The sequence below is a fragment of the Nocardioides sp. LMS-CY genome (genome assembly GCF_018732145.1).
GTDB classification, from domain to species: Bacteria; Actinomycetota; Actinomycetes; order Propionibacteriales; family Nocardioidaceae; genus Nocardioides; species Nocardioides soli.
In genome coordinates, this window is record NZ_CP076104.1 from 914,900 (window position 1) to 939,381 (window position 24,482).

21 protein-coding genes and 1 pseudogene are annotated in these 24,482 nt (G+C 71.9%); 14 read left to right on the plus strand and 8 right to left on the minus strand.

The annotated features are described in order from the left end of the window. Positions 1-164: 164 nt before the first annotated feature. The 3 genes and pseudogenes from KM427_RS04395 to KM427_RS04405 all read right to left on the minus strand — a co-directional run. Positions 165-488, minus strand: a complete 324-nt coding sequence (locus tag KM427_RS04395) for an FAD-linked oxidase C-terminal domain-containing protein (protein ID WP_215527514.1) — start codon at positions 486-488, stop codon at positions 165-167. Continuing rightward, complete coding sequence (locus tag KM427_RS04400) at positions 485-1,081, minus strand: FAD-binding oxidoreductase (RefSeq protein WP_353846985.1); 597 nt, start codon at positions 1,079-1,081, stop codon at positions 485-487. The genes KM427_RS04395 and KM427_RS04400 overlap by 4 nt, the downstream gene beginning before the upstream one ends. After that, positions 1,058-1,404, minus strand: a pseudogene (locus tag KM427_RS04405) (FAD-binding oxidoreductase); the annotation flags it as partial. The gene KM427_RS04400 and the pseudogene KM427_RS04405, both read right to left, overlap by 24 nt. Positions 1,405-1,497: 93 nt before the next feature. On the opposite strand from KM427_RS04405, the gene KM427_RS04410 reads away from it, so the two are divergent. From KM427_RS04410 to KM427_RS25885, 13 genes are all read left to right on the plus strand, one after another. Next, positions 1,498-2,586, plus strand: coding sequence for a LacI family DNA-binding transcriptional regulator (locus tag KM427_RS04410; RefSeq protein WP_215526397.1), 1,089 nt, complete (start codon positions 1,498-1,500; stop codon positions 2,584-2,586). Between the two features lie 103 nt (positions 2,587-2,689). Next, entirely contained in the window at positions 2,690-3,763 is a 1,074-nt protein-coding gene (locus tag KM427_RS04415; RefSeq protein WP_183592797.1) for a sugar ABC transporter substrate-binding protein, read from the plus strand. A gap of 39 nt (positions 3,764-3,802) precedes the next feature. Next, the gene (locus KM427_RS04420) at positions 3,803-5,290 is read left to right on the plus strand and encodes a sugar ABC transporter ATP-binding protein (RefSeq protein WP_215526398.1); all 1,488 of its coding nucleotides are present in this window, start codon (positions 3,803-3,805) and stop codon (positions 5,288-5,290) included. 55 nt (positions 5,291-5,345) lie between these two features. Further along, complete coding sequence (locus KM427_RS04425) at positions 5,346-6,368, plus strand: ABC transporter permease (protein ID WP_183592799.1); 1,023 nt, start codon at positions 5,346-5,348, stop codon at positions 6,366-6,368. A gap of 49 nt (positions 6,369-6,417) precedes the next feature. Then, positions 6,418-7,212 (plus strand): enoyl-CoA hydratase/isomerase family protein, encoded by a 795-nt coding sequence (locus tag KM427_RS04430; protein WP_183592800.1) that lies wholly within the window; start codon positions 6,418-6,420, stop codon positions 7,210-7,212. Continuing rightward, complete coding sequence (locus tag KM427_RS04435) at positions 7,209-8,753, plus strand: aldehyde dehydrogenase family protein (protein ID WP_215526399.1); 1,545 nt, start codon at positions 7,209-7,211, stop codon at positions 8,751-8,753. Before KM427_RS04430 ends, KM427_RS04435 begins: the two co-directional genes overlap by 4 nt. Beyond that, positions 8,750-9,505 (plus strand): SDR family NAD(P)-dependent oxidoreductase, encoded by a 756-nt coding sequence (locus KM427_RS04440; RefSeq protein ID WP_183592802.1) that lies wholly within the window; start codon positions 8,750-8,752, stop codon positions 9,503-9,505. The genes KM427_RS04435 and KM427_RS04440 overlap by 4 nt, the downstream gene beginning before the upstream one ends. A 37-nt stretch (positions 9,506-9,542) precedes the next feature. Next, complete coding sequence (locus tag KM427_RS04445) at positions 9,543-11,165, plus strand: acyl CoA:acetate/3-ketoacid CoA transferase (RefSeq protein ID WP_215526400.1); 1,623 nt, start codon at positions 9,543-9,545, stop codon at positions 11,163-11,165. Then, on the plus strand, positions 11,162-12,367 hold the full coding sequence (locus KM427_RS04450) for a dihydrodipicolinate synthase family protein (protein WP_215526401.1): 1,206 nt from the start codon (positions 11,162-11,164) through the stop codon (positions 12,365-12,367). Before KM427_RS04445 ends, KM427_RS04450 begins: the two co-directional genes overlap by 4 nt. Continuing rightward, positions 12,364-13,206 (plus strand): sugar phosphate isomerase/epimerase family protein, encoded by an 843-nt coding sequence (locus KM427_RS04455; protein ID WP_183592805.1) that lies wholly within the window; start codon positions 12,364-12,366, stop codon positions 13,204-13,206. The genes KM427_RS04450 and KM427_RS04455 overlap by 4 nt, the downstream gene beginning before the upstream one ends. Further along, entirely contained in the window at positions 13,203-14,228 is a 1,026-nt protein-coding gene (locus KM427_RS04460; RefSeq protein ID WP_215526402.1) for a glycerate kinase family protein, read from the plus strand. Before KM427_RS04455 ends, KM427_RS04460 begins: the two co-directional genes overlap by 4 nt. Before the next feature lie 4 nt (positions 14,229-14,232). Further along, positions 14,233-15,834, plus strand: coding sequence for a GMC family oxidoreductase (locus KM427_RS04465; RefSeq protein ID WP_215526403.1), 1,602 nt, complete (start codon positions 14,233-14,235; stop codon positions 15,832-15,834). 98 nt (positions 15,835-15,932) lie between these two features. Then, positions 15,933-16,421 carry a zinc ribbon domain-containing protein gene (locus KM427_RS25885; protein WP_215526404.1) on the plus strand — a complete coding sequence of 163 codons (489 nt, stop codon included), beginning with the start codon at positions 15,933-15,935 and terminating at the stop codon, positions 16,419-16,421. A gap of 121 nt (positions 16,422-16,542) precedes the next feature. Here the strand turns inward: KM427_RS25885 and KM427_RS04475 are convergent, their stop codons facing one another. The 4 genes from KM427_RS04475 to KM427_RS04490 form a co-directional block, all read right to left on the minus strand. Beyond that, positions 16,543-17,613, minus strand: coding sequence for an IS110 family RNA-guided transposase (locus tag KM427_RS04475; RefSeq protein ID WP_215525712.1), 1,071 nt, complete (start codon positions 17,611-17,613; stop codon positions 16,543-16,545). A gap of 380 nt (positions 17,614-17,993) precedes the next feature. Next, the gene (locus tag KM427_RS04480) at positions 17,994-21,107 is read right to left on the minus strand and encodes a M14 family metallopeptidase (protein WP_215526405.1); all 3,114 of its coding nucleotides are present in this window, start codon (positions 21,105-21,107) and stop codon (positions 17,994-17,996) included. A gap of 116 nt (positions 21,108-21,223) precedes the next feature. Beyond that, on the minus strand, positions 21,224-22,384 hold the full coding sequence (locus KM427_RS04485) for an alpha-hydroxy-acid oxidizing protein (RefSeq protein WP_215526406.1): 1,161 nt from the start codon (positions 22,382-22,384) through the stop codon (positions 21,224-21,226). A 25-nt stretch (positions 22,385-22,409) separates the two neighbouring features. Continuing rightward, positions 22,410-22,760 carry an MmcQ/YjbR family DNA-binding protein gene (locus KM427_RS04490; RefSeq protein WP_215526407.1) on the minus strand — a complete coding sequence of 117 codons (351 nt, stop codon included), beginning with the start codon at positions 22,758-22,760 and terminating at the stop codon, positions 22,410-22,412. Positions 22,761-22,799: 39 nt separating this feature from the next. Here KM427_RS04490 and KM427_RS04495 point away from each other — a divergent pair, with 39 nt between their 5' ends. Next, a complete protein-coding gene (locus tag KM427_RS04495; RefSeq protein ID WP_215527515.1) occupies positions 22,800-23,489 on the plus strand; it encodes an acyltransferase in 690 nt (229 codons plus the stop codon). A gap of 12 nt (positions 23,490-23,501) precedes the next feature. Here KM427_RS04495 and KM427_RS04500 read toward each other — a convergent pair whose 3' ends face one another. Continuing rightward, positions 23,502-24,434, minus strand: coding sequence for a metallophosphoesterase (locus KM427_RS04500; protein WP_215526408.1), 933 nt, complete (start codon positions 24,432-24,434; stop codon positions 23,502-23,504). Between the last annotated feature and the right edge of the window lie 48 nt (positions 24,435-24,482).

A 24,482-nucleotide genomic window follows, 5' to 3' on the forward strand; every position in this document is an offset into this window, starting at 1 on the left:
TGCTGCACCAACCGCGAATCCACGACACTGAGGTCGGGTACGACGGAGCCTGGCGGCGATCGAGCGTCATACGCCTGCGCAGGCGGCGGCGGCAGAGTCCTTGCATCTGTTCGTTCAGCCCGGGCCATCGCCATCCGAACGACAGGCCGACCGGACGCTCGGCGCTAGAAGGCCCGGTCGGGGTTGAGGATACCGGCCGGGTCGAGGGCGGCCTTGATGCGGGCGTGGACGTCGATCGACGTACGACCCAGCTGCGCGCGCACCCACTCCCGCTTGAGCAGGCCGACGCCGTGCTCGCCGGTCACGGTGCCGCCGAGGCCGACCGCCGCGGCGCCGATCCGCTCGGCGAGGTCGAAGGCGCGCCGTTGGGTGTCGTCGTCGAGCCGGTCGAGTATGAGCGCCGGGTGCAGGTTCCCGTCGCCGGCGTGGCCGACGGTGGCGACCCGGATGCCGGACTCCTCGCTCAGCCGCGCGATCACCTCGATCATGTCGACGAGCGAGGTCCGCGGTACGGCGACGTCCTCGATGATCGAGGGCCGGCCTCAGACGTCGCGGTGCCGGCCAGCCTGCGGGCCTGCATCAGCTGGTCGCCCTCGGCGGGGTCCTCGCTCTGGATGACGAACGTCGCCCCGGTGTCGGTGCAGAGGGCGACCATCGTCTCGACGTCGGCGACCGCGCTCTCGCCGCCGGACTGACCGATGAGCAGCGCGGACCGGTCGCGCTCGAGGCCCATCGACCGGTAGTTCTCGATCGCGTTGATGGTCGCCTGGTCGATGAGCTCCAGGACGCTCGGGGTCAGGCCCGAGTCCAGGATCGTCCCGACCGCCTGGCCCGCGCCGGCCAGCGTCTCGAACGCCGCGGCGAAGGTGACCGGCGGCCGCGGCGGCGCGGGCTGCAGCTGCATCGTGCCGGCGGTGATGATGCCGAACGTTCCCTCCGACCCCACGAAGAGGCTGGTCAGGTCGAGGCCGGCCACGTTCTTGCGGGTGCGGCCGCCGGTCTGCAGCACCGAGCCGTCGGCGAGCACGACCTCGAGTCCCAGGGTGGAGGCGCGGGTGACGCCGTACTTCACGCACCGCATGCCGCCGGCGTCGGTGGCCAGGTTCCCGCCGATCGTGGACACCTCGAAGCTGCCCGGTCCGGCGGGTAGAAGAGCCCGTGCTCGGCGACCGCGCGGCCCAGGTCGGCGTTGACGACGCCGGCCTCGACGACCGCGATCCGGTTCGCCGGGTCGATCGACCGGATCCTGGTCATCGCCTCGAGCGGGACCACCAGGCCGCCCTCGGTCGCGTTGGCGCCACCGGACGGGCCGGTGCAGGCGCCGCGCGGGACCACCACGACGCCGTACGTCGACGCCCAGGTCGGGGCGGCGACGACGTCGTCGGGCGACGTCGCCCGGAGCACCGCCGCCAGGTGCCCCTGCCTAGCATGGGTCGCGCAGAGTTTTTCCGGCGTCCCCCTTGACGTGTGCCGGTCGTCACCTGCACTATCTCCGGTATGGGAAACCGTTTTCCTACCGAGACGAAGCGGGTCACGATCGCCGACGTGGCGGCGCTGGCCGGCGTGTCCAAGGGGACGGTCTCCAAGTTCCTCGGTGACGGCGACTACTACATCGCCGAGGCCACCCGGGGTCGGATCGCGGCGGCCATCGCCGAGCTCGACTTCCAGCCGAACGCCCTCGCGCGGGGCCTGGTCCGGCGGCGCAGCCAGACCGTCGGCGTCGTCGTCGCGAGCGTGTTGAACCCTCTCTACCCCGAGATGATCACGGGCATCGACGAGGTGCTCGGCGAGCGGGGCTACACGCTGATCTTCGGCAGCACCGAGGGCTCCTCGGTGAAGGAGGCCGACGTCATCCGCAGCATGCAGCAGCGCCAGGTCGACGGCATCGTGATGGCCTCGGTGACGCTCCAGGACGCCGAGGTCAGCCAGCTCGTCGACGCCGGGCTCGACGTCGTCCTGGCCAGTCGCCACATGCGGCGCTCCGACCTCGTCGACGCCGTCATCGTCGACAACGAGGACGGCGCGCGACAGGCCGTCGAGCACCTGATCGCCCATGGACACAAGCGAATCGGCCACTTGGCGGGCCCCCAGAACGTCTACCCCTTCGAGATCCGGCGTGAGGTCTTCGAGCGCGTCATGCATCAGGCGGGCCTTCCCGTCAACGGCCTGATCTCGGTCGCCGAGAGCACCCGTCAGGAGTCCGGCGCGCCGGCCATGGCGGAGCTGCTCGGCGCCGACGAGCCCCCGACCGCGGTGTTCGTGGCCAACGACAGCCTGGCCATCGGCGCGATCGAGGCGTGCGCCGCACGCGGCGTCCGGATCCCCGACGACGTCGCGATCGTCGGCTTCGACAACATCTGGGTCGCGCACCTGCACGGCGTCCAGCTCACCACCGTCGACAGCCGGGCGCGGGAGATCGGGCGCAACGCCGCCCATCGCCTCCTCGACCGCATCGAGGCCAGGTGGAACGACGGTGGCCACCCGCACCCCGTCGAGCTCCGGATGCTCCCCACGCGACTCGTGCGGCGCGGCACCTGCGGGTGCACCCCGGAGCCCCCCGATCCCCTCACAGGAAGCAGCAACTGAGCGCCTCTTGCGCGGCACGGATGGGAAAACGTTTTCCTATCCGTCTCTCGGATCCCACCAGTGGAGCCAGTCCCTGGCACCCTCCCGGAAAGGCAAGACCAGCATGACCCGACACAAGCGCATGTTCGCCGTCGCGGCGGCCAGCCTCTCGCTGTTCGCCGTCACCGCGTGCAGCTCCGCGGACGAGGTCGCCAGCGGCGGCTCGGACGGCGAGTCGAACTACACCTACACCAGCGACCAGGACGGCGTCACCGAGATGGAGGGCGCCAAGATGAGCTCCGAGCTCGGCGCTGTCGAGGCCAGCGACGACTACCGGATCGCGGTCGTGCTGAAGGCGCTGACCAACCAGTACTGGCAGGGCATCCAGAAGGGCGCGCAGGCCGCGGCCGACGACCTCGGCGTCGACGTCACCATCCAGGCGGCCAGCAGCGAGTCGGCGCAGACCGAGCAGCTCACGATCGCGCAGACCCTGCTCGGCCAGAACTTCGACGGGTACGTCGTGGCTCCGGAGAGCACCTCGAACCTGTCGCCGGCCCTCAAGCAGATGCAGGCCCAGGGCGCCCCGATCGTGAACGTCGACGACGCTCGGGTGCCGGCGACGGTCTACGTCGGGCCGGACCACGAGCTCGACGGCTCGCAGGCCGCGGCGGAGTTCGCCCAGGACTTCCCGAACGGCGCGAAGGTGGCGCAGGTGGAGGGCCAGGCCGGCTCCAGCGCCGCGATCCTGCGGATCAAGGGGTTCAAGGAGGGCGTGAAGAAGGCCGGCAACCTCGACCTGGTGGCCAGCGTGCCCGGTGACTGGGACGCCGACAAGGCGTTCGCGGCCGCTCAGCAGATCATCCAGCAGCACCCGGACGTCAAGGGCATCTACGCGAACAACGACACGATGGCCATCGGAGTCGCCAAGGCCGTCCAGGCCTCCGGCAAGGACATCGAGGTCGTCGGCACCGACGGCGTCCCGGAGGCGGTCGACGCGGTCCGCAAGGGCACCATGTTCGCCACTGTGAGCCCGCTTCCCTACTGGGAGGGGTACTGGGCGGTGGAGTCGGTCGTGCGGCTGCTCGAGGGCCAGGAGCTGGCCCCCTGGATCGTCGCGCCGGCCCAGCTGATCACGAAGAAGAACGTCGACGACTTCTACGACAAGGACGGACAGGTCCTCACCGACCTCTTCAACTGATCCGCACGAATCTGCACACGCCGGAGAAACGGAAGACCGATGACTGTTCGGGAAGCAGCGCTCGAGGTCACTGACCTGACCAAGACCTTCCCGGGGGTGAACGCCCTCGTCGGGGTGGGATTCAAGGCCTACCCCGGCGAGGTGCACACCCTCCTGGGGGAGAACGGCGCCGGGAAGTCGACCCTCCTCAAGACGGTCTTCGGGGTGCAGCGCCCCGACTCCGGCGAGATCCGGGTCGGCGGCCGTCCGGTCGAGTTCGCGCGCCCGTCGGATGCCATGAGGTCGGGCATCGCGATGGTGCACCAGGAGCTCAGCCTGGTGCCCCAGATGACCGCGGTCCAGAACCTCGTCCTGGGGCGTGAGAACAGCACCGGTGGAGTGATCGACTGGAAGGAGGCACGGCGCCGCGCGGCCGCGGCGCTCGCGCAGCTGCGCTTCGATGCGCCGGTGAACGTCCCGGTCTCCCGGCTCAGCGTCGCGCAGCAGCAGATCGTCGAGCTGGCCCGGGCGCTGTCCACCGACGCGCACATCATCATCATGGACGAGCCCACCGCATCCCTGACGACCGCGGAGAGCGAGCAGCTCTTCGCGATCATCGACGAGCTCCGCGCCGACGGGAAGGCGATCATCTATGTCTCCCACCGGCTCAAGGAGGTCCTGGAGCTCTCCGACCGGGTCACCGCGCTGCGCGACGGGCGCCTGGTCGGCACCAAGACCCGCGAGGAGATCAGCGGCGAGGACGACCTCGTGCAGATGATGGTCGGTCGCAACCTCGCCGCGATCGGCGTGACGTCCAACGTCGAGAACGTCGGCGACGAGCTGCTCCGCGTCGAGGACCTCACCGTCCCCGGTGTCGTCGAGGGCGTCTCGCTGTCGGTCCGGGCCGGCGAGGTCGTCGGGCTGGCCGGCATGGTCGGTGCCGGGCGCACCGAGCTCGCCCGGGCGGTCATCGGCGCCGACAAGGCCAGCCACGGCAGCGTCTACGTCCGGGGCCGCAAGGTCACTATCCGGTGCCCGGCCGACGCGATCGCCCACGGCATCGCCCTGCTCACCGAGGACCGCAAGCACCAGGGACTCGCCCTGGACATGACCACCGCGTCCAACGTCACGCTGATGGCGCCGCCCTCGCGGCTCGGCGTCCTCAACCGGCGCCGCCAGCGCGAGGTGGCCACCGAAGCGCTCGAGCCGCTGAACACCAAGATGCAGATCGACCGGCCGGTGCGGACCCTGTCCGGCGGCAACCAGCAGAAGGTCGTCCTCGCCCGCTGGCTGCGCTCGGACAGCGACGTGTTCATCTTCGACGAGCCGACCCGCGGCATCGACGTCGGAGCCAAGGGCGAGATCCACGCGATCATGCGCCGCCTGGCGGACGCTGGGAAGGCGGTACTGATGATCTCCTCCGACCTGCCCGAGGTCCTCGCCATGAGCGACCGCGTCCTCGTGATGCGCCGCGGCCGGGTGGTCGCCGAGCTGGACCGCAGCGAAGCCAACGAGGAGGTGGTGGTCCGTCATGCCGCCGCTGAGTGAGAACCCCCCGACTCCCGAGCCCGCATCGAACACCGCCACTGCAGGAGAACCCGTCATGTCCAACACCACGCTCACCGCGCCGGCCCAGGGCGACGCGGCCGGGAAGCCGACGCCGAACGAGCCGGGCCGGACCGTCGGCCTCGGTACCCTGGCCGGCCGGATGGCCCGCCAGGGCGGTCTGCTCGCCGTCATCGTCGTGATGGTGATCGGCTTCGGCATTGCCAAGCCGTTCTTCCTCGACTCCAGCAACCTGATGAACGTGCTGCTGCAGTCGGCGGTCGTCGGCATCCTCGCGCTCGGCCAGACCTACGTCCTGATCACCGGCGGCATCGACCTCTCGATCGGCTCGACGGTGGCGGTCACCGCCGTGTGCGCGGGCCTGTTCTCCCACTCGATGCCCCCAGCACTGGCCATCCTCGGCGCGCTGGTCGTCGGTGCCCTGTGCGGCCTGGTCAACGGGTTGCTGATCACGGTCACCAAGATCACCCCGTTCATCGTCACCCTGGGAACGATGAGCATCTACGCCGGGCTCGCCCTGATCATCGCCGGCGGCCAGGCCGTCTACGGCATCCCGACCGGCTTCCAGGACGCGCTGGCCGGAGGCATCGCCGGCATCCCGATCCCGGTGTTCCTGTTCGTCGTCCTCACCATCGTCTCCGCGCTGGTGCTCAAGTACACGCTGTTCGGCGAGTACCTGATCGCCATCGGCGGCAACTCGGAGGTGGCCCGCCTCGCCGGCATCCGCGTCGGCCGGCACACCGCGTCGGCCTACGTCGTCGCCGGCGCTGGCGCCGGACTCGCGGGCGCGATCCTCACCGCCCGGCTGGGCGCCGCCGACCCGACCCTCGGTGCCGACCTGCTGCTGACCGCGATCGCCGCGACCGTCATGGGCGGCACGAAGCTCGCGGGCGGCGAGGGCTCCATGGTCGGGGCGGCGTTCGGCGCCGTGCTGATCGCGACCCTGACCGCCGGGCTGACCTCGCTCAACGTCCAGGCCTTCTACCAGCAGGTCGCGGTCGGCGCCGCGATCATCCTGGCCCTCCTGGTCGACCAGGCGGCGAGAGCCCGCAAGGCCTGACGCCGCCCCAGATCTCCACCATCAGCCACGCCCAAGGAGTGAACTCCCCATGCCGGTGACCGTGTCCGTCGACCCCGACGGCGTCGCCCTGCTGCTGCTCGACCGCGCCGCGAAGCGCAATGCCCTCGACATCGCCATGGTCGAGTCCCTGCGCGACGCCGTCGCTCAGATCGCCGTCCGTGACGACGTCCGCGTCGTGCTGGTGCGGGGCGCCGGCGGCACCTTCTGTGCCGGGGCCGACATCGCCGACTGGGTGAGCCCCTCCCACGACGTGGCCGAGCGGAACTCCCGCCTCGGTCAGGACGCGTTCGGCGCGCTGGCCGCGCTGCCGGTGCCGAGCGTCGCGATCATCGAGGGGGGTGCGTACGGCGGTGGCCTCGAGCTCGCCCTCGCCTGCGACCTGCGGATCGCCGCGGCCGACGCGACCCTGGGACTGCCCGAGCTCGGGCTGGGCAACCTGCCCTCCTGGGGTGGCACCTCGCGGCTGGTCGACGTCGCCGGCCTCGGCGTCGCCCGGCACCTGCTGCTCTCCGGCGAGCTGATCAGTGGCGCGCGCGCCGCCGAGCTCCTCGTGGTCACCTCCGCGCATCCGGCGGCCGAGCTCGACGTCGCCGTGAAGGAGACGACCACGCGGCTGCTGGGCGCCGAGCCCACCGCCGTGCGTCTCGCCAAGGAGTTCCTGGCCGGTGCGCGGACCACCCTGACCGGGGAGGACGCGCTGGCCGGCTACACGGCGTGCCTGGACTCCTCACGCCGCCGCAAGCAGGACTTCCTGGACCGCAAGGCCGCCGCTCGCGCGGCGAAGGCCGCCTCCACCTCCCCGACCGAAGGAACCGCATCATGAGCACCCCTGCCGCCGCCGACATCGCCCGCCTGCTCGGGCCCGCCGTGCTCGACGTCCGCGACGACGTACCCGTGATCGGCTCGCTGATCTCCGGTGCGGGAGTCGGGGCCGAGCAGGAGATGCCGGCCCGGGTCGGCCCGGCCAGCGGGTCGACGTTGTTCACCGGTGGCGACGCCACCGACGCGCCCGTCGACCGGGCCGTGGCCGCTGCCCGGCGCGCGTTCGACACCGGCGCCTGGGGCCGTACCACCGGCCGCGACCGGGCCCGGGTGCTGGCCACCGCCGCCCGACTCATCGAGGAGCGCACCGAGGAGCTCGCCTGGCTGTTGCTGAGCGAGACCGGCAAGCCGATCCGCGAGGCCCGCGGCGAGGTCGCCGCGACCGTGAACGCGTTCGAGTACTTCTCCGGTTTGGCCCGCGACATCAACGGGCGCACCGTCCGTGACATCGGCACCGACGTCTTCGCGTTCACCCTGCGCGAGCCGGCCGGCGTCGCCGGCCTGATCGTGCCGTGGAACTTCCCGCTCGGCATCCTGGGCCAGAAGCTCCCGCCGGCGCTCGCCGCGGGCTGCTCGGTCGTCATGAAGCCCAGCCCGCTGACCCCGCTGACCTCCCTCGCGGTGGCGCAGATCCTCCTCGAGGCCGGCCTGGAGCCCGACGCACTCTCCGTCCTGGTCGCCGAGGGCGCGGCCGGCGCGAGCCTGGTCAGCCACCTGCACACCGACGTCATCAGCTTCACCGGCTCCACCACCACCGGACGGCACATCGCCGCCGGCGCGGGCCGCAACCGGCTCAAGCGCGTCGCGCTCGAGGCCGGTGGCAAGACCCCGGTCATCGTCACCCGCAACGCCGACCTCGACCTGACGGTCGAGGGGCTGCTGTTCGCGTCGTTCTTCAATCAGGGCCAGGTGTGCGTCGCCGGGTCGCGCATCCTGGCGGACGCGGCGATCACCGACGAGCTGGCCGGGCGACTGGCCGAGCGGACCGCGCAGATCCGGCTGGGCGACCCCGCCGACGCGGGCACGGAGATGGGCCCGCTGGTCTCCCGGCAGCACTTCGACGGCGTGCTCGCCGCGGTCGACAAGGCCACCGCGGAGGGTGCGACGCTGGTCGCCGGCGGCACCCAGGCCACGGTCGAGGGCACCGCCGCGGCGCCGTTCCTCGCCCCGACCGTGCTGTTCACCGAGGCCGACGACAACTACTCGGTCCGCGAGGAGCTGTTCGGCCCGGTCACCACCATCCAGCCGTACGCCGACCTCGCCGACGTCACCACCCGGGCCAACGCCCAGCAGTTCGGGCTCGCCGCCTCGGTGTGGACCCACGACATCGACGAGGCGCTCGACCTGACCTTCGCCCTCAACACCGGGACCGTGTGGGTCAACGGCTCGACCGATGCGTTCCCCGAGGTGCCCCTCGGCGGCCGGCGCGACAGCGGCTACGGCGCCGAGTTCGGCCGCGAGGGCATGGAGTTCTTCACCGAGAACAAGACTGTCCAGATCCGTCGCGGCACCCGCGCCCCGTGGTACGGCGGCGACCGATGAGCGCCTTCGACCTCACCGGCCGCACCGCGCTCGTCACCGGCGGCGCCGGCGGCCTCGGCCGCGAGATGGTCGCGGCCCTCGCCGCCGCGGGCGCGCGCGTCGCGATCCACCACCTCGGCCAGCAGGACGAGGCCCGCGAGCTCGCCGAGAAGCTGCGCGGCGACGGCGCCGAGGTCGCGGTCGTCGAGGGCGACGTGACCAGCTGGGACGAGGCCGCGGCGTTCGTGGCCGCGACCGAGGACGCCCTGGGCCCGATCGACGTGCTGGTCAACAACGCCGGCTACATGACCGCCGGCCGGATCACCGAGATGACGCTCGAGCAGTGGAGCCGCACGATCGACGTGGACCTGACCGGCGTCTTCGTCGTGTCCCGGCACGTCCTGGTCGGCATGCTCGAGCGCGGCAGCGGCGCGATCGTCAACGTCTCGTCGCAGCTGGCCTACAAGGGCGCCGAGGACTTCGCCAGCTACTGCGCGGCCAAGGCCGGCGTGCTCGGGCTGACCCGCGCGATGGCGCGTGAGGTCGGCCCCCAGGTGCGGGTCAACGCGATCGCACCGGGCCCGATCACCACCCCGATGACCGACGCGAGCTTCGACGAGGAGCTCACCCGCGCCCGGACCGCCTCGCTGGTCGCGGGCCGGATGGGCCTCGCGCACGAGGTCGCGCCGAGCGTCGTCTTCCTGGCCAGCGAGGCGGCGTCGTACATCCACGGCCAGACGATCCACGTGAACGGCGGCGGCGTCCTCTCATGACCGACCCCCGCACCACCCCAGCTCGGAGGACCACCCCATGACCGACCCGACGCCCCGCCCGTCCCGACGGGTGCGCAGCGGCCCGCGCTTCCTCGACGCCGCCGACGCCATCGCCCTCGTCCGTCCCGGCGACACGGTGGCCATCGGCGGCTCCGGTGGCGGGCTGGTCGAGCCCGACCTCCTGCTGCGGACCCTGGGCGACGCCTACCGCGAGAACGGCGCACCGGCCGGACTCACGCTCGTGCACACCACCGGCATCGGTGACCGCGAGGGCGGCGGCATGGACCACCTCGCCCAGCCCGGCCTCGCCAAGCGGATCATCGCCGGCAACTGGGGGATGGCGCCCCGGATGAGCGAGATGGTCATCGAGAACCAGTTCGAGGCCTACAACTTCCCGCAGGGCGTGATGGCCCAGCTGTTCCGCGAGATCGCCGGCGGCCGTCCCGGCCTGGTCACCCACGTCGGGCTGGGCACGTTCTGCGACCCGCGGCTGGAGGGTGGCAGGCTCAACGACGTCACCACCGAGGAGCTCGTCGAGGTGGTCGAGCTCGGTGGCAAGGAGTGGCTGTTCTACCCGGCCATCGACATCGACGTGTGCCTCATCCGGGGCACCACCGCCGACGAGCGCGGCAACATCTCGCTGGAGCAGGAGGGCGCCCGGCTGGAGATGCTCTCCATCGCCCAGGCCACCCGCAACAGCGGCGGCCTGGTCATCGCCCAGGTCAAGCAGGTCGCGGAGGGTGGCTCGCTCGACCCGCGGTCGGTGGTCGTCCCCGGGATCTGCGTCGACGTGGTCGTGGTGCACAAGGAGCAGCGCCAGCTGGTGACGCACGACTTCAACCCGGCGTTCTCGGGCGCGGTGAAGGCGGCGCTGAGCCACCTGGAGCCGTTCCCGCTCGACCAGCGCAAGGTCGTCGCCCGGCGCGCGCTCGCCGAGATCCGCGACGGCGACGTCGTCAACCTCGGCGTCGGCATCGCCGACGGCGTCGCGGCGGTCGCCGCCGAGGAGGGCTGGTCGGACCACTTCACGCTGACGATCGAGCAGGGCCTGGTCGGCGGCGTGCCCGCGCGCGGCGTCATCTTCGGCGTCGCCACCAACCCGGTCGCCGTGCTCGACCAGCCCTACCAGTTCGACTTCTACGACGGCGGCGGCCTCGACATCACCTTCCTCGGCTTCGCCCAGATCGACACCGCCGGCAACGTCAACGTCTCCAAGTTCAACAAGCGGGTCGTCGGCACCGGGGGGTTCGTCAACATCTCCCAGAACGCGTCGACGGTCGTCTTCTGCGGCACGTTCAACGCCGGCGGGCTGCGCGCCGTGCCGGGCGCCGGGACGCTCGCCATCGAGTCCGAGGGCCGGCACCGCAAGTTCGTCGACCAGGTGGAGCAGGTCACGTTCAGCGCCGAGCAGGCGCGGCTGCGGGGCCAGCGAGTCCTCTACGTCACCGAGCGGGCGGTCTTCGAGCTCGGCGCGGCCGGGCTGGTGCTCGTCGAGACCGCCCCGGGCGTCGACGTCGACCGCGACGTCCTCGAGCAGCTGCCCGGCCCGATCGAGGTCGCCGCCGACCTGCGCGAGATGGACGCCGCTCTCTTCACCGACGTCGCACTCGGCGCCGCCTGGCGGGACCGGATGATCGCCGGCAGCGAGGCGGCCCGATGAGCACCGCCCAGGCCACGACGCGGACGCCGACGGAGCTGCACCTCCCCGGTGCCGACGGCGAGACGCGTCTGCACCGGGTCGGCCCGCGCAGCGCCGTCTTCGACGCGGCGTACGGCGGGGCCGGCGTCGCCAGCCGGTCCGTCTACGCCGCCGGGCACGTCGTGGCCGACCCGCTGGCGGACCCGGCCGACCACGGCACGGCCGCAGCGATCGACTGGGACGCCACCCTGGCCTTCCGCCGCCACCTGTGGGACCTCGGCCTCGGGCTGGCCGAAGCCATGGACACCGCCCAGCGGGGCAACGGCCTGGACTGGGCGCTGGCCCGCCGGCTGATCCGCACCTCCGGCACCGAGGCCGCCGCCCGGGGCGGTCGCGTCGTCGCCGGGGCGATGACCGACCAGCTCGACCCGGCCGGCACCTACCCGGTCGACCGGCTCGTCGACGCCTACCTGGAGCAGATCGCCTGGATCCGCGACAGCCGGGCCGAGCCGGTCGTGATGGCCAGCCGGCACCTCGCGGCCTCGGCGACCGGTGTCGACGACTACGTCGCCGTCTACGACGAGGTGCTGCGCCAGAGCGACGGCCCGGTCTTCCTGCACTGGCTGGGCGAGGCGTTCGACCCCGCGCTGCGCGGCTACTGGGGCAGCGCCGACCTCGACGTCGCGGCCGAGGTGGTCCTGGGGCTGATCCGCGACCACGAGCCGAAGGTCGCGGGCATCAAGATCTCCCTGCTCGACGCGGAGCGCGAGATCGACCTGCGACGCCGGCTGCCCGAGAGCGTGCTGATGCACACCGGCGACGACTTCAACTACGTCGAGCTCATCCGCGGCGACGAGCACGGGCACAGCCATGCCCTGCTCGGGATCTTCGACGCCATCGCCGCACCCGCCCGAGCGGCGCTCGACCGGCTCGACGCCGGCGACGCCGACGGCTTCAGCGCGATCCTCGAGCCCACCGTGCCCCTGGCGCGACACCTGTTCGCCGCGCCGACCTCGGCGTACAAGACCGGCGTGGTGTTCCTCGCCTGGCTCAACGGCCACCAGGACCACTTCCGGATGGTCGCCGGCGCCGAGCTGCAGCGCTCGGTGCCGCACCTGGCCCGGGTCTTCGCCCTGGCCGACGAGGGCGGCGCGCTGGCCGACCCCGAGCTGGCGACGTTCCGGATGCGCCAGTTCCTGGCGGTGGCGGGCGTGTCGCCATGACCGGCCCGGCCGATGCCTGGCGGGCCCGGCTGAGCATCAACCAGGCCACGGCCGAGACCAGCGGCACCGAGGAGCTCCTGGATGCGTGCGTGGCCGCCGGCGTGCCCGCGGTCGCACCGTGGCGGCACAAGTACGTCGGCGGCGACGTGCGACGGACCCGTCGAGCACTCGACGGGCGGGGGCTGCGGGCGAGCAGCCTGTGCCGTGGCGGGTTCTTCACCGGGACCCGCAGCCCGGCCGAGGCGCGGCGCGACAACCGGGCCGCGGTCGAGGAGGCCGCCGAGCTCGGGGCTCCGGTCCTGGTGCTGGTGTGCGGGCCGGTCCATGACGGGCGACCGGTCGCGGCGGTGGACCTGATCCGGGCCGGGATCGAGGACCTGCTGCCGTTCGCCGCCGACCACGACGTGGTGCTCGCCGTGGAGCCGTTCCACCCCATGTTCCTCGCCGAGCGCTCGGCCATCGTGACGCTCGACCAGGCGGTCGACCTGGTTGAGCGCATCGACCATCCGCACCTGGGCATCGCCGTGGACACCTACCACGTCTGGTGGGATCCGCGGCTGCCGCAGGCGCTCGAGCGGGCCGCTGCCCGGACCGTCAGCGTGCATGTCGCCGACTGGCTCGTCCCCACGCCGAGCGTGCTGACCGGGCGCGGCCTGCCGGGCGACGGCGTCGCCGACCTCGCCGGCATCGTCGGTGGATTGCTCCGGGACGGGTACGAGGGCAGCATCGAGGTGGAGGTGCTGAACGAGGACGTGTGGGCGACTCCGGTCGGTGCCCTGGTCGGCGACATCCGGACCCGGATGGCCGGCCTGCTGGACGGTCTCGAGGTGGTCGCATGAGCACAACCGATCCAGGTCCGCGGGTGCTGGTCGCCCCGGACTCCTTCAAGGGCACGATGTCCGCGGCCGTCGTCGCCGACGCCTTGGCGGCGGGGGTGCGCGAGGCGGGTGGCGAGACCGACGTGTGCCCGGTCGCCGACGGTGGCGAGGGGACACTGGAGGCGCTGCGGGCGAGCGTCCCCGGGACGGACGTCGAGCACGCCGTCATCGCCCCCGACGGCCGCCAGGTCTGGGCGAGCTACCTGCTCTCCGAGGACGGCCGCACCGCGGTGGTCGAGACCGCGTCGGCCAGCGGCCTGCACCTGATCGACCCCGAGACCGTCGACGCCTACGCCGCGACCAGTGCCGGCACCGGCCAGCTCCTCACCGCGGCGGCGTCGTCCGGTGTGGCGGAGATCGTCCTCGGGGTCGGAGGCAGCGGCTTCTCCGACGGGGGCCTCGGGGCACTGGCCGCGATCGAGGCGGGCGGGGGACTCGGCCGGACCCGCCTCGTCGTGCTGTGCGACGTGGTCACCACCTACCAGGACGCCGCGCGCGTGTACGGGCCGCAGAAGGGCGCCGACCCCGAGGCCGTCGAGCGTCTCACCGAGCGACTGGACACCGTCGCGTCGTCGTTCCCCCGCGATCCTCGCGGGGTCGCGCGAACGGGAGCCGCCGGCGGCCTCGCCGGCGCCCTGTGGGCGGGCCACGACGCCGAGCTGGTCTCCGGTATCGACGAGGTCCTGCGCCGGGTCGGGTTCGAGGACCGCCTGGCCCGCGCCGACCTGGTCCTCACCGGCGAGGGTCGCCTGGACTCCCAGACCGCCCAGGGCAAGGTCATCGACGGCGTCACCCGGTGGGCGCGGGCCGCGGCCGTGCCCGTGTACGCCGCCGTGGGCCAGCACCGCGCGGAGCCCGCCGTCCTGGCCGGGCTCGGCATCGCCGACGTCCGCGAGGCCGGGACCCCCGAACAGCTGCGCGAAGCAGCCCGCGACATCACCCGCCAGCACATCGCCGTGTCCGGCAGCAGAACGAGGAAGTGAGCTCATGAACCGCTACACCTACGTCATCATCGGTGCCGGCGCCGCCGGCTGCGTCCTCGCGAACCGCCTGAGCGCCGACCCCGGCAACCAGGTCCTGCTGCTCGAGGCCGGCGCCAGGGACCGGCACCCGCTGCTCAAGATCCCCGCGGGCTTCGCCAAGCTGATGGGCACCTCCGCGAACTGGATCTTCGACACCGCCCCGCAGCGGCACATGGAGAACAGGCGGATGTTCCTCCCGCAGGGCAAGGTGCTCGGCGGCAGCACGTCGATCAACGCCATGCTCTACGTGCGCGGCAACCGGCTCGACTACGACGAGTGGGCCGACCTCGGGTGCAAGGGCTGGTCGTACGACGAGGTGCTGCCCTACTTCAAGGTGCACGAGCGCAACGAGCGCCTCGCCGACGAGTACCACGGCATCGACGGCGAGCTCAACGTCGCCGACCAGATCCAGACCAACCCGACCACCCGGGCCTTCATGCGGGCGGCGCAGGAGGTCGGCATCCGGCGCACCGACGACCCGAACGGCGCGAGCCAGGACGGCGTGTTCTTCCACCAGGTCACCCAGCGCAACGCCCGTCGCGAGAGCGCCTCGACGGCGTTCCTCCACCCCGTCCTCGGCCGCTCCAACCTCACCGTCCGCACCGGTGCCGAGGTCACCAGGATCGTGGTCGAGGACGGCCGCGCCACCGGTGTCGAGTACACCCTCAAGGGGGAGCGCCAGGTCGTGCGGGCCGACCGCGAGGTCGTGCTCAGCGCCGGCGCCATCAACTCGCCCCGGCTGCTGCTGCTCTCGGGCATCGGGCCGGCCGACGAGCTGCGTGCGGTCGGCGTCGACCCCGTCCACGACCTGCCCGGCGTGGGCAAGAACCTGCGCGACCAGCTCGAGGTCTACATCACCCGCGAGGCCGCCGAGCCGATCACCTACAGCGGTGAGGACCGTTGGCACCGGGCCCTCAGGCACGCGGTCGAGTACGGCCTGTTCCGCACCGGTCCGGCCACCGCGACGATCACCGAGGGCGGTGCGTTCGTGAGCAGCTCGGACGCCGTCCGATCACCCGACCTGCAGCTGCACTTCCTGCCCGCGTACGTCGTGTGGAAGGACGAGGCCCGCAACGCCGAACGGATCCCGGGCCACGGCGTCACGCTGCTGGCCTGCAACGTCCGCCCGCTCAGCAGCGGGTCGGTGACGCTCACCTCGGCGAACCCCGCGGACACCCCCGTCGTCGACCCCAACTACCTCGCCGACGAGCGCGACCTGGAGGTCTCCGTCGCGGGGTTCAAGCTGATGCGCACGGTGTTCGACGCTCCCGCGTTCCGGGGCATCCTGAAGCAGGAGCAGCTGCCCGGCCCGTCGGTGCAGACCGACGACGAGATCCGCGACTACATCCGCAGGTGGGGCAAGACCGACTACCACCCGGTGGGCAGCTGCAAGATGGGCGTCGACGACCTCGCCGTGGTCGACCCCGAGCTGCGGGTGCGCGGCCTCGACGGGCTGCGCGTCATCGACTCCTCGATCATGCCGACGATCATCAGCGGCAACACCCAGGCGCCGTCGATGATGATCGGTGAGAAGGGCGCCGCGCTGGTGCTCGGCGCCGAGCTCTGACGGGGCGGGCGCTGCTCCTGTGCCTACCCAGATGTCGGGACGAGATGGCCGGGGAAATGCGTTACGTTCGATCGAGGGTCCGTCCCGAGAGGTGACTCATGACGGAGCAAACGACGCAATCGACAGTCACGCAATGCCCCTTCTGCAAGGAAGACATCCAGGCCGAGGCCACCGTCTGCCGGCACTGCGGGTCGCGTCTCAAACCTCATGGTGCCGACCATGGTGGGGTCTGCCCCTTCTGCAGGGAGACCATCCACCCGGAGGCCACGCGCTGCAAGCACTGCCGCTCCGACCTCACGCCGGCCGCGACGCGGAGCAGCGGCGGCGACTGCGGTTGCGGCGGTGGTTGCGGCGGTGGTTGCGGCGGCTGCCAGTCGATGGGCACGCTCCCGCAGTACGCCATGCCCGGACCGGCGGCCGCGTCGTTCCAACCCGCGTTCCGTGAGCGGTACGGCGTCGGGGGCGAGTGCTACAACCGCTGCATGCTGTACTGCAGCGGGCCGGCGTGTGACTGGATCTGCTCGTTCATCTGCGAGCACGCACCGGTCACGACCCGGCCGGTCGACCCGGTGTTCCTCACCCGCTGACTAGTGGCCGTCACCGGAAGTTCTTCGGGTGGCCCGCACCCCGGGCACGCACCTCGCGGCGTTGCCGTCGCTTGCTGGACAAGCAAGTAGAGCCGCGCTCCGGCGACGCTCCTATGGGACGTCAAGTGGTGCTGCCGGCTTGGAGGAGTCGGTAGAGGTCTCGTGCGATGTATCGCTTGAGGCAGCGTTTGATCTCGCGGGGTGTCTTGCCCTGGGTAGTTCGTCGGGCCACGTAGTCACGGGTGCGTTGGTCGTGGCGGCAGCGGGAGAGGGCGACGGTGTGCAGGGCGCGGTTGAGCTGTCGGTCGCCGCGGCGGTTGAGGCGGTAGCGGGTGGTGACCTGGCCGCTGTTGGCTGGGATGGGTGCGACCCCGGCCAGCATCGCGAACGCCGCTTCGGAGCGGACTCGGCCGGGGTGGGACCAGGCGCACAGCACGGTCGCGGCCACGATCGGTCCGACGCCGTGCTGGGCGAGGAGGTCGGGTCGCCAAGACCGCACGATCGCCAGGATGGCTCGCTCGTGCTCGGCAGCTTCTTCGGTGAAGGCTTGGATCCGGCGCGCCAGGGTGCGCAGCATGGTGACCGCGGTCCGTGTCTCGACGTCCCACGAGGCGCGAGTGCGCAGGTTCCGTGCGACTGCGGGCATGGCGGATGCCTTGAGACCGCGGAATCGTTCCCGCACAGGCTCCGGTGCGGCAATGACCAGGCTGAACAGCTGTCGTCGGGCGTCGCTGGCCGCGTCCACGGCGGAGCGGCGGACGGTGAGCAGCATCGAGAGGGAGTGCCGCTCTGCGGCCTGATCCCCGCCGTCGCGCGGGCCACCCAGCTTGGTGCGGGAGAGCGCCTCACGGGCTGCGCGGATCGCGTCGAGGGGATCAGACTTCGCGCCGTTGCGGCGCTTGGTCCGGACCGGTCGATCGAGTTCGATCACCAGTTCGTCTCGCGTGCGGAGGTGGCGGGTCAGGCCGGCGCCGAAGCTGCCGGTGCCTTCGATCGCCCACGCGCGCAGGGTGGCATGCTCGTCGGCGAACTCCGTCAGCTGGGCGTAGCCGTCGGGAGTGGCGTCGACGGTGATCTGGTCGAGCACACCGCCGGTGCGGGCATCCACCGCAGCTGCGGAGTGTGTGTGGACGTGGGTGTCGACGCCGATGACGACATCGACCACCTCACGCAGGTCGGTCACACTGGTCATGCGTTCTCTCCTATGCCGGAAGGGACGTGGTTCCGGTCCGGGACGGAGATTCGGCGGGACTGTGATGAGACACGACGGGCGACGATAACGCCCGCCGGTCAAGCTCCTAATCAGGCCAGCTCCTCCGACCGGGCCGGGGCCGGTGACCACGAGCGGACGAGTCGCCAGAAAGGCACGAGGCCAGCCTTGCCAAGAGTCACGCCCGCGGCCACCGAGGACAGCCCAGCACGATCAGGCTGCGTACGCGATCCTCACAGCCTTGCGATGCACGCACCCCGGGCACGGGCCACCCCCGAGGAACTTCCAGCGACGACCACTAGCGACCCGGACGAGGGCCCCGCACAGATCACTGTGCGGGGCCCTCGCCGTCTCGCCCCCCGTCAGTCGAGCAGGTGATCGAGCGCCCGCCCCATCACCGCGGCGCGCTCCGCCGAGGTGGACACGCCCTCGAGGCCGAAGCCCATCAGCAGCGAGTGCGGCGTGGCGATGACGTTGCCGACCGGGAACCCGGATGCGTCGGTGCGCTCGAAGTCGTTCGAGTTCGACGCGCTACCCGGGGGCGGTCCGGAGACCGTCCATCCGTCGAGTCCCGTCTCGAACGACGTGCTCGTGCCGTCGGGCAGCGTGATGTCGTCGAGGAAGACACCGATGCCCTGCGTGGCCCAGTCGCTGGCGTAGGCGATGGAGATCTCGACGGTCTGGCCGGCGTACCCGTCCAGGTCGACGCTCCACTCCTGCCAGCCGCCCGAGTTGCCGCTGGCGGCGTTCCACGCGCCCGTGGTCCCGGTCGGGTCGCAGGCCGAGGCGCCCGTCTGCGTCTGGTAGTGGTCGAGCTGCGGGTGCAAGGTGCGCCAGCCGCCCGAGTTCTCCTGCTTGCAGCTCTCGCCCGTGTTCTGCGTGGTGTGGCCGTTGGCGTCCGGGAGCGTCGTCCAGTCGTCCTGGCCCGGGGTCCTCGCCTCCACGAACAGGTGATCCCAGTCGGCCTCGGTGTCGTACGACGTCCAGAACGTCATCGACCCACCGGAGGCCGGGACCGCGATCTCGCGGGTCAGCCTCTTGTAGGACACGTCGGCGATCTGGGAGTAGACGTAGTGCGCTCCCGTGTGTGGGTCGAACGGCCCGCCCGGCTTGTCGTACCGCGCGGCCGGCCAGCTCTCGAACTGCGGGAACCGGTCGGGTGGCAGGATGCCGCTGGTCGACAGGAACGACGAACGCCGCGTGGTGTTCCCCGCGAGGACGGGATCGTCGAGGCCCCAGGACAGGCCGGTGAACGGGTCGGCGACGCCGCTCGCGTCGAACGCGGCGCCGGTGTCGTCGAGGCCGTCACCGGCCACGGCGAGGTACGCCCCGAAGTAGTACTGCAGCACGTCATGGGTCTGGTCACCACCGCCGAACGAGCCCCACAGCGGCAGGCACCGCCGCGGGTCGATGTCGGCCGGCGGCGGGTTGCACGCGACCTCGCCCTTCGGGTCGTACATCTGGTTGCCGACGTTGTTGGTGTACTGCTGGCCCGCGGAGTCGCCCGCGAACAGCACCCGTCCGCCCTCGTTCAGGTACGAGCGGAACTGCAGGATCTCGTCGAGGGCCAGCACGTCCGCGTTGCCGGCGCCCCGGCCGGCCGTCCGGGTCACCAGGTCGTTGCCCGTCTCCCAGACCACCGCGTCGTAGTGGCTGAGCACCCCGAGCGCGTCCGGCGCGAGGCGCCCGGCGGCGTCGACGTCGTAGACGTCCGCGTCCTCACCGTTGGCGGCCAGGGCGTCGACGTACGTGTCGGCGAAGTGCGGACCGTTCGGATCCTGCGCCGGCGAGGCGCCCGTGTAGTCCTCGGCCGCCACGACGAGCACGCGGTGGTCGGTCTCGGAGACGGCCTGGTAGGTGAACGACTCGCTCCGCTTCCCGCCGCCGGTGAACCACACCTCGACCGAGTCGCCGGGATCGGTACCCCTGACCACGCCGCGCATCTGGTGGTAGTAGACGGCCGCGGGGTCGTACCTCGACCCGCCCCTCCACTCCGAGGTCCGCGCGGTGCGCACGCGCCCGTCGTTGATGCGGTAGTTCAGGGTCACCCGTCCCAGGCTGCGCTTGGCGATCACGGCGACCGGCTGCGGGTCGCCGTAGGACTCCGTGAAGCTCAGCTGCGTGCCGGGATTGCTGCGCTTGTAGGGGTCCTCGCTGTCGATGTAGAACGGCTTGGTCCTGATCCCGGTGACGGTCTTCGGGTCGTCGGGGTCGCCGGCCGAGTTCGCCACGGACTGCGCGAACGGCAGGTTGCGCTCGAACTCCGCCTGCACCAGCGCCTCGTCGTCGGGGAACACGAATCCGCAGCCGTCACAGCCCTCCGACAGCTCCGGCGTCCAGGCCAGGGCGCCCGTCGCAGCGTGCGCGTAGTCGGTGGTCTCGCCGTTCGTGACATAGAGGACGTCCGAGCTCAGGCCCGGGTGGAAGTCCTCGATGGCCGGGGCGTCGAGGTTGCCGGACATCGCGTAGTAGATGGGGTCGTCCGCGGTCGGCGTGCTGGTCTGCCAGCCCTCGGCGTACAGCAGCCACTGGCCGTTGGAGTGGTAGTTGACCTGGAACGCGAACCTGATCCGGTCGAGCAGCCTGACCATGGCCCGGGTCTCCGGTTCGGACGCCGGGCCGGGCCCGCGGTAGGTCTCGCTGGACTGGATGGAGGACGAGCCCTCCTCGTCCCAGCCCCAGTGGTTGGGGAAGTTGCGGTTCGGGTCGACGCCGTCGCCGACCTGGGTCACGCCGTCGCCGTTGTTGTCGCGCAGGTTCTTCCGCCACAGCCGCTCGTGATCGAACGTGTACTGGTAGCCGTCGGGGTTGGCGACGAGGATGAACCAGAGCTCGGTCGACTGCAGCAGCTTGCGGACCGCACGGTCGTTGGCCCGCCAGCGGTCGATGTAGTAGTTCATCAGGCGCCGGTCGACCTCGGTCGAGATCCACTCCCGCGCGTGCTGGGTGGCGCTGAACAGCACGGCGGGTCGCCGACCGTCCTGCACGCCTCGGGCGCCCTGGGTCAGCTTGACCGCGATGATCTCGCGGCCCTGGCCGGTGTGGCCGAGGACCTCGAGCTTCACGAGCTGGGGGTTGTTGCGCGCCGCGGCGTAGAGCTGGTCGCGGATGCCGCCCGGCTCGTCGTACGACCGCCAGACGTTGAATCCGTTGGCGGCCTGCGCCGCAGCGAACTGCCGGACGGTCTGGCCACCCTTGACCCGCGTGAGCCTCAGGTCGATGCCGCGGGCCCGCAGCCCGTCGGCCTGGGCCTTGTCGAGGACCAGGTCGAGCTCGACCCCCGACGCGGCCCGTCGCTGACCGCTCACGTCGACGCCCGCCTGGGTCAGCACGGAGAGCTGGTCCGGCGTCACCGTCGCGGTGTACGCGTTCAGCCGGTCCGGTTCTCTGCCGGCGTTGCCCGTCGGTGCCGCCGTGGCCGTGGTGAGCCCCGCGCAGAGCGCGGCGATGACGGCGAAGATGAGAGCGACAACCATGGACCGTCGCATGATCCGACCTCCCGGCAGGCAGACATGACCTCTCACTGTGACATTGGTCACACCTGGCCCGCAATGGTCATGCTGTGCCGTCGCCGGTCCCGCTGGGACCGGGGTCAGCAGCGCAGGAGCACCTCGCGGGTGAGCTCGGCGATGCCGGCGTAGCCGTTGAGGCCCATGGTCAGGTCGGCCTCGGCGAGCAGGCACGAGAGCACGAACTCGATGCCCGCCGTGCCGCCGAGCACCGCGCCGTAGCCGTAGGGGCGGCCGATCCCGACGGCGGTGGCGCCCAGGGCGAGGGCCTTGATCACGTCGGCGCCGGAGCGCACGCCGGAGTCGAACAGCACCGGAAGGCCGTCGGCGGCGTCGACCACCGCGGGCAGCAGCTCGAGGGCGGGGGCGCTGGCCGCCTGGCGGCCGCCGTGGTTGGAGCAGTAGATGCCGTCGACGCCCTCGTCCTTGGCCCGGCGCACGTCGTCGGGGTGGCCGATGCCCTTGAGCAACAGCGGCAGGTCGGTGAGATCGCGCAGCCAGGCGAGGTCGTCCCACGTCAGGGTCGGGTTGCCGAACGTCATCGCCCAGTGCAGGGTCGCGGCGCCCGGGTCGTCCTCGGGCGACGCCGCGAGCCGGGACCGGAAGACCGGGTCGGAGAAGTAGTTGGCCAGGCAGGCGCCGCGCAGCTGCGGGAACGTCGCGTGCTGGAGGTCGCGGGGCCGGAAGCCGAGCGTCCAGGTGTCGAGGGTGACCACGATGCCGCGGAAGCCCGCCGCCTCGGCGCGGCGGACCAGGCTCTCCGCCACCTCGCGATCGTTGGGCGTGTAGAGCTGGAAGAACCCCGGGGTGTCGCCGAGGGCAGCGGCGACCTCCTCCAGCGGGTCCTGCATCAGCGTCGAGGCGATCATCGGGATGCCGGACGAGGCCGACGCCGCGGCGGCCGCGAGGTCGCCGTGCCCGTCGTCGGTCATCACCCCGAGCACACCGATCGGCGCCATCAGGACCGGCGCCGGCAGTCGGTGGCCGAAGAGCTCGACCGAGAGGTCGCGCTCGGCGGCACCCGACAGCATCCGCGGCAGGATGCCCCAGCGCTCGAACGCCGCGACGTTCGCCCGCTGGGTGTGCTCGTCGCCGGCGCCGCCCGCGACGTAGTCCCACAGCCGATGCTCCATCTTCGCCTGGGCCGCTGCCTCCAGCCCGGCGAAGGTGAGCGGGTACGCCGGCAGCTCTCCGCCCAGGCCCGCGAAGTAGAGGCCGATCTGGAAGTCCGCGTAGTTCGCCATGGCGGCATCCTGCCGCGTCGGCAGGTCAGGCGGGCAGTACGTCGCCGCGCTCGTCGACCAGGGCGTCCGGTGCGCTCAGCCGCCAGGCCTCGAAGGTGAGCTCCGCGAGCTCGTCGCGCGCGACGCCGTCGAGGTGGACCACCACCCACCCGAAGGCGCCGGCCGTGAACTGGATCTCGAAGACGTCGGGTCGCTCGGCGACCAGGCCGAGCTGCTCCGCGATGGTCTGCTTCAGCCCCACCGTGGCGGTGGCCGGCCAGAGGTAGCCGAAGGCGCGGCCGGCGACCTCGAAGCGGCTCCACCGGTCGGTGTCGTGCCGGCCGACGGCGGGCAGCTGAGCGACGAGCTCGAGGAAGTCGGGGATCCGGGAGGGCACCCCCGGATCCTCCCAGGCGGCTACCCTCCGACCGTGGACATGGGCATCAAGCGGCTGCTGAACCGGGGTGTGCTGGCCGGCTGGCGCTGGCTCGACCGGGCCGGGGAGATCACGCCCGGCACCCGGGCCGCGGACGGCTTCGGCAGCTTCGGGTCCGGCACCAGCATCGGCTTCCCGGCGGCGACGCTGATGGGGACCCGGTCGATCCACCTGGGGTCGGGCATCCTCATCGGTCGCCAGGTGACGCTCTCGGTCGGCTACGGCCCCGACGACGCCGGGATCCCCGAACGAGGGCTGGTGATCGGCGACCGCTGCGTGATCGGCGCCCGGTGCAGCCTGGTCGCCCATGCCTCGATCGAGCTCGGCGACGACGTGTGGTTCGGCCAGGACGTCTTCGTCTGCGACGCCAGCCACGGCTACCAGGACCCGGACCTGCCGATCGGCGAGCAGTTCGGCGGCCATCTGCCGGTGCGGATCGGGTCGGGCTCGTGGATCGGCCACGGCGCGATCATCCTGCCCGGCGCGACCATCGGCCGGAACGTCGTAGTCGCCGCCGGCTCGGTCGTCCGGGGTGACGTGGCCGACCACACGGTGGTGGGCGGTGCGCCCGCCCGGCTGCTGCGCCGGCTCGAGCCGGGCGTCGGCTGGGTCGGACCCCGCGGCGACGTACGCCCCGTGCTGCGTGGCCACTTCGGCGAGGCCGACGAGAGCGGGTTCGTGAGCGCCTGACGGGCGGCCGCGTCAGACCTGTCCGGGCAGCCGGATCTCTCCGGTGTAGATCGGCGAGTCCTTGCGCGACAGCAGCTCGCGTCGTTCCTCCGGAGTGAGCCGTTCGACCTGGGCCCGTACGTCGGACGGGAAGCCGCTGACCTCCGGAGCCTGGTGGGCCGGCACGACCGTGTGCACGATGCGGTCGGCGTAGACGTGCAGCATGGTCATCGCCTGGTGCCCGTCGACCCCGGAGACGAACCTCTCGAGCGGCGCCGGGTCGGAGGTGTAGCAGGTCGCGGACGCGACGGAGACCGGGATGCCGGCGAAGGTGGAGTGCGTCGAGTAGTGGAGGTGTCCGCCGAGGATGCACCGCACATCGGTGCCGCGCACGACCTGCGCGAGCCGATGCTGGTCGAGAAGCTCGATCACCTCGGCCGCCGGCATCATCGGGATCGGGATCGGCGGATGGTGCAGCGCGAGCAGCGTGCCGTGCGGCGCCGGCGTGGCGAGGACGTCGGCCAGCCAGGCCAGCTGCGCGTCGGTGAGCTCGCCGTGGTGGTAGCCCGGCACGCTGGTGTCGAGCGAGACGATCCGTAGCCCGTCGACGTCGTGCACGCGATCCTGGGTGGCCTCGCTCGCGACGCCGAACAGGCCGAGCGAGTACGCCGCGCGCTCGTCGTGGTTGCCCATCACCCAGACCACCTCGGCGCCGAGCCGCGCTGCGGCAGGCTCGACCGTCGCGCGCAGCCGGGCGTAGGCCTCGGGCTCGGCCCGGTCGGCCAGGTCGCCGGTGAACACCAGTGCCTGCGGGGCCGGGTCGAGCCGGTCGAGCCGGGTCAGCGCGAGCCGGAGCCCGGCGTCGGGGTCGACCACGTCGTACTGTCGCGCGCCGGCAGCCAGCAGGTGCGGGTCGCTGAGGTGGGCGACGACGTGGCCCGGAGCCGGGTACTGGCCGAACTGCACGGCGTCACGCTACCGGGCCGTGGCTGTCGGTGCGCCGCCGTACGGTGC

Bases quoted from the DNA above. Each gene is read 5' to 3' on its own strand.
- KM427_RS04485 (WP_215526406.1), bottom strand. From the start codon at position 22,384: ATGGCGAACTACGCGGACTTCCAGATCGGCCTCTACTTCGCGGGCCTG.
- KM427_RS04415 (WP_183592797.1), top strand. From the start codon at position 2,690: ATGACCCGACACAAGCGCATGTTCGCCGTCGCGGCGGCCAGCCTCTCG.
- KM427_RS04425 (WP_183592799.1), top strand. From the start codon at position 5,346: ATGTCCAACACCACGCTCACCGCGCCGGCCCAGGGCGACGCGGCCGGG.
- KM427_RS04395 (WP_215527514.1), bottom strand. From the start codon at position 488: ATGATCGAGGTGATCGCGCGGCTGAGCGAGGAGTCCGGCATCCGGGTC.
- KM427_RS04430 (WP_183592800.1), top strand. From the start codon at position 6,418: ATGCCGGTGACCGTGTCCGTCGACCCCGACGGCGTCGCCCTGCTGCTG.
- KM427_RS04435 (WP_215526399.1), top strand. From the start codon at position 7,209: ATGAGCACCCCTGCCGCCGCCGACATCGCCCGCCTGCTCGGGCCCGCC.
- KM427_RS04475 (WP_215525712.1), bottom strand. From the start codon at position 17,613: ATGACCAGTGTGACCGACCTGCGTGAGGTGGTCGATGTCGTCATCGGC.
- KM427_RS04465 (WP_215526403.1), top strand. From the start codon at position 14,233: ATGAACCGCTACACCTACGTCATCATCGGTGCCGGCGCCGCCGGCTGC.
- KM427_RS04400 (WP_353846985.1), bottom strand. From the start codon at position 1,081: ATGCGGTGCGTGAAGTACGGCGTCACCCGCGCCTCCACCCTGGGACTC.
- KM427_RS04480 (WP_215526405.1), bottom strand. From the start codon at position 21,107: ATGGTTGTCGCTCTCATCTTCGCCGTCATCGCCGCGCTCTGCGCGGGG.
- KM427_RS04495 (WP_215527515.1), top strand. From the start codon at position 22,800: ATGGGCATCAAGCGGCTGCTGAACCGGGGTGTGCTGGCCGGCTGGCGC.
- KM427_RS04460 (WP_215526402.1), top strand. From the start codon at position 13,203: ATGAGCACAACCGATCCAGGTCCGCGGGTGCTGGTCGCCCCGGACTCC.
- KM427_RS04420 (WP_215526398.1), top strand. From the start codon at position 3,803: ATGACTGTTCGGGAAGCAGCGCTCGAGGTCACTGACCTGACCAAGACC.
- KM427_RS04440 (WP_183592802.1), top strand. From the start codon at position 8,750: ATGAGCGCCTTCGACCTCACCGGCCGCACCGCGCTCGTCACCGGCGGC.
- KM427_RS25885 (WP_215526404.1), top strand. From the start codon at position 15,933: ATGACGGAGCAAACGACGCAATCGACAGTCACGCAATGCCCCTTCTGC.
- KM427_RS04410 (WP_215526397.1), top strand. From the start codon at position 1,498: ATGGGAAACCGTTTTCCTACCGAGACGAAGCGGGTCACGATCGCCGAC.
- KM427_RS04450 (WP_215526401.1), top strand. From the start codon at position 11,162: ATGAGCACCGCCCAGGCCACGACGCGGACGCCGACGGAGCTGCACCTC.
- KM427_RS04445 (WP_215526400.1), top strand. From the start codon at position 9,543: ATGACCGACCCGACGCCCCGCCCGTCCCGACGGGTGCGCAGCGGCCCG.
- KM427_RS04455 (WP_183592805.1), top strand. From the start codon at position 12,364: ATGACCGGCCCGGCCGATGCCTGGCGGGCCCGGCTGAGCATCAACCAG.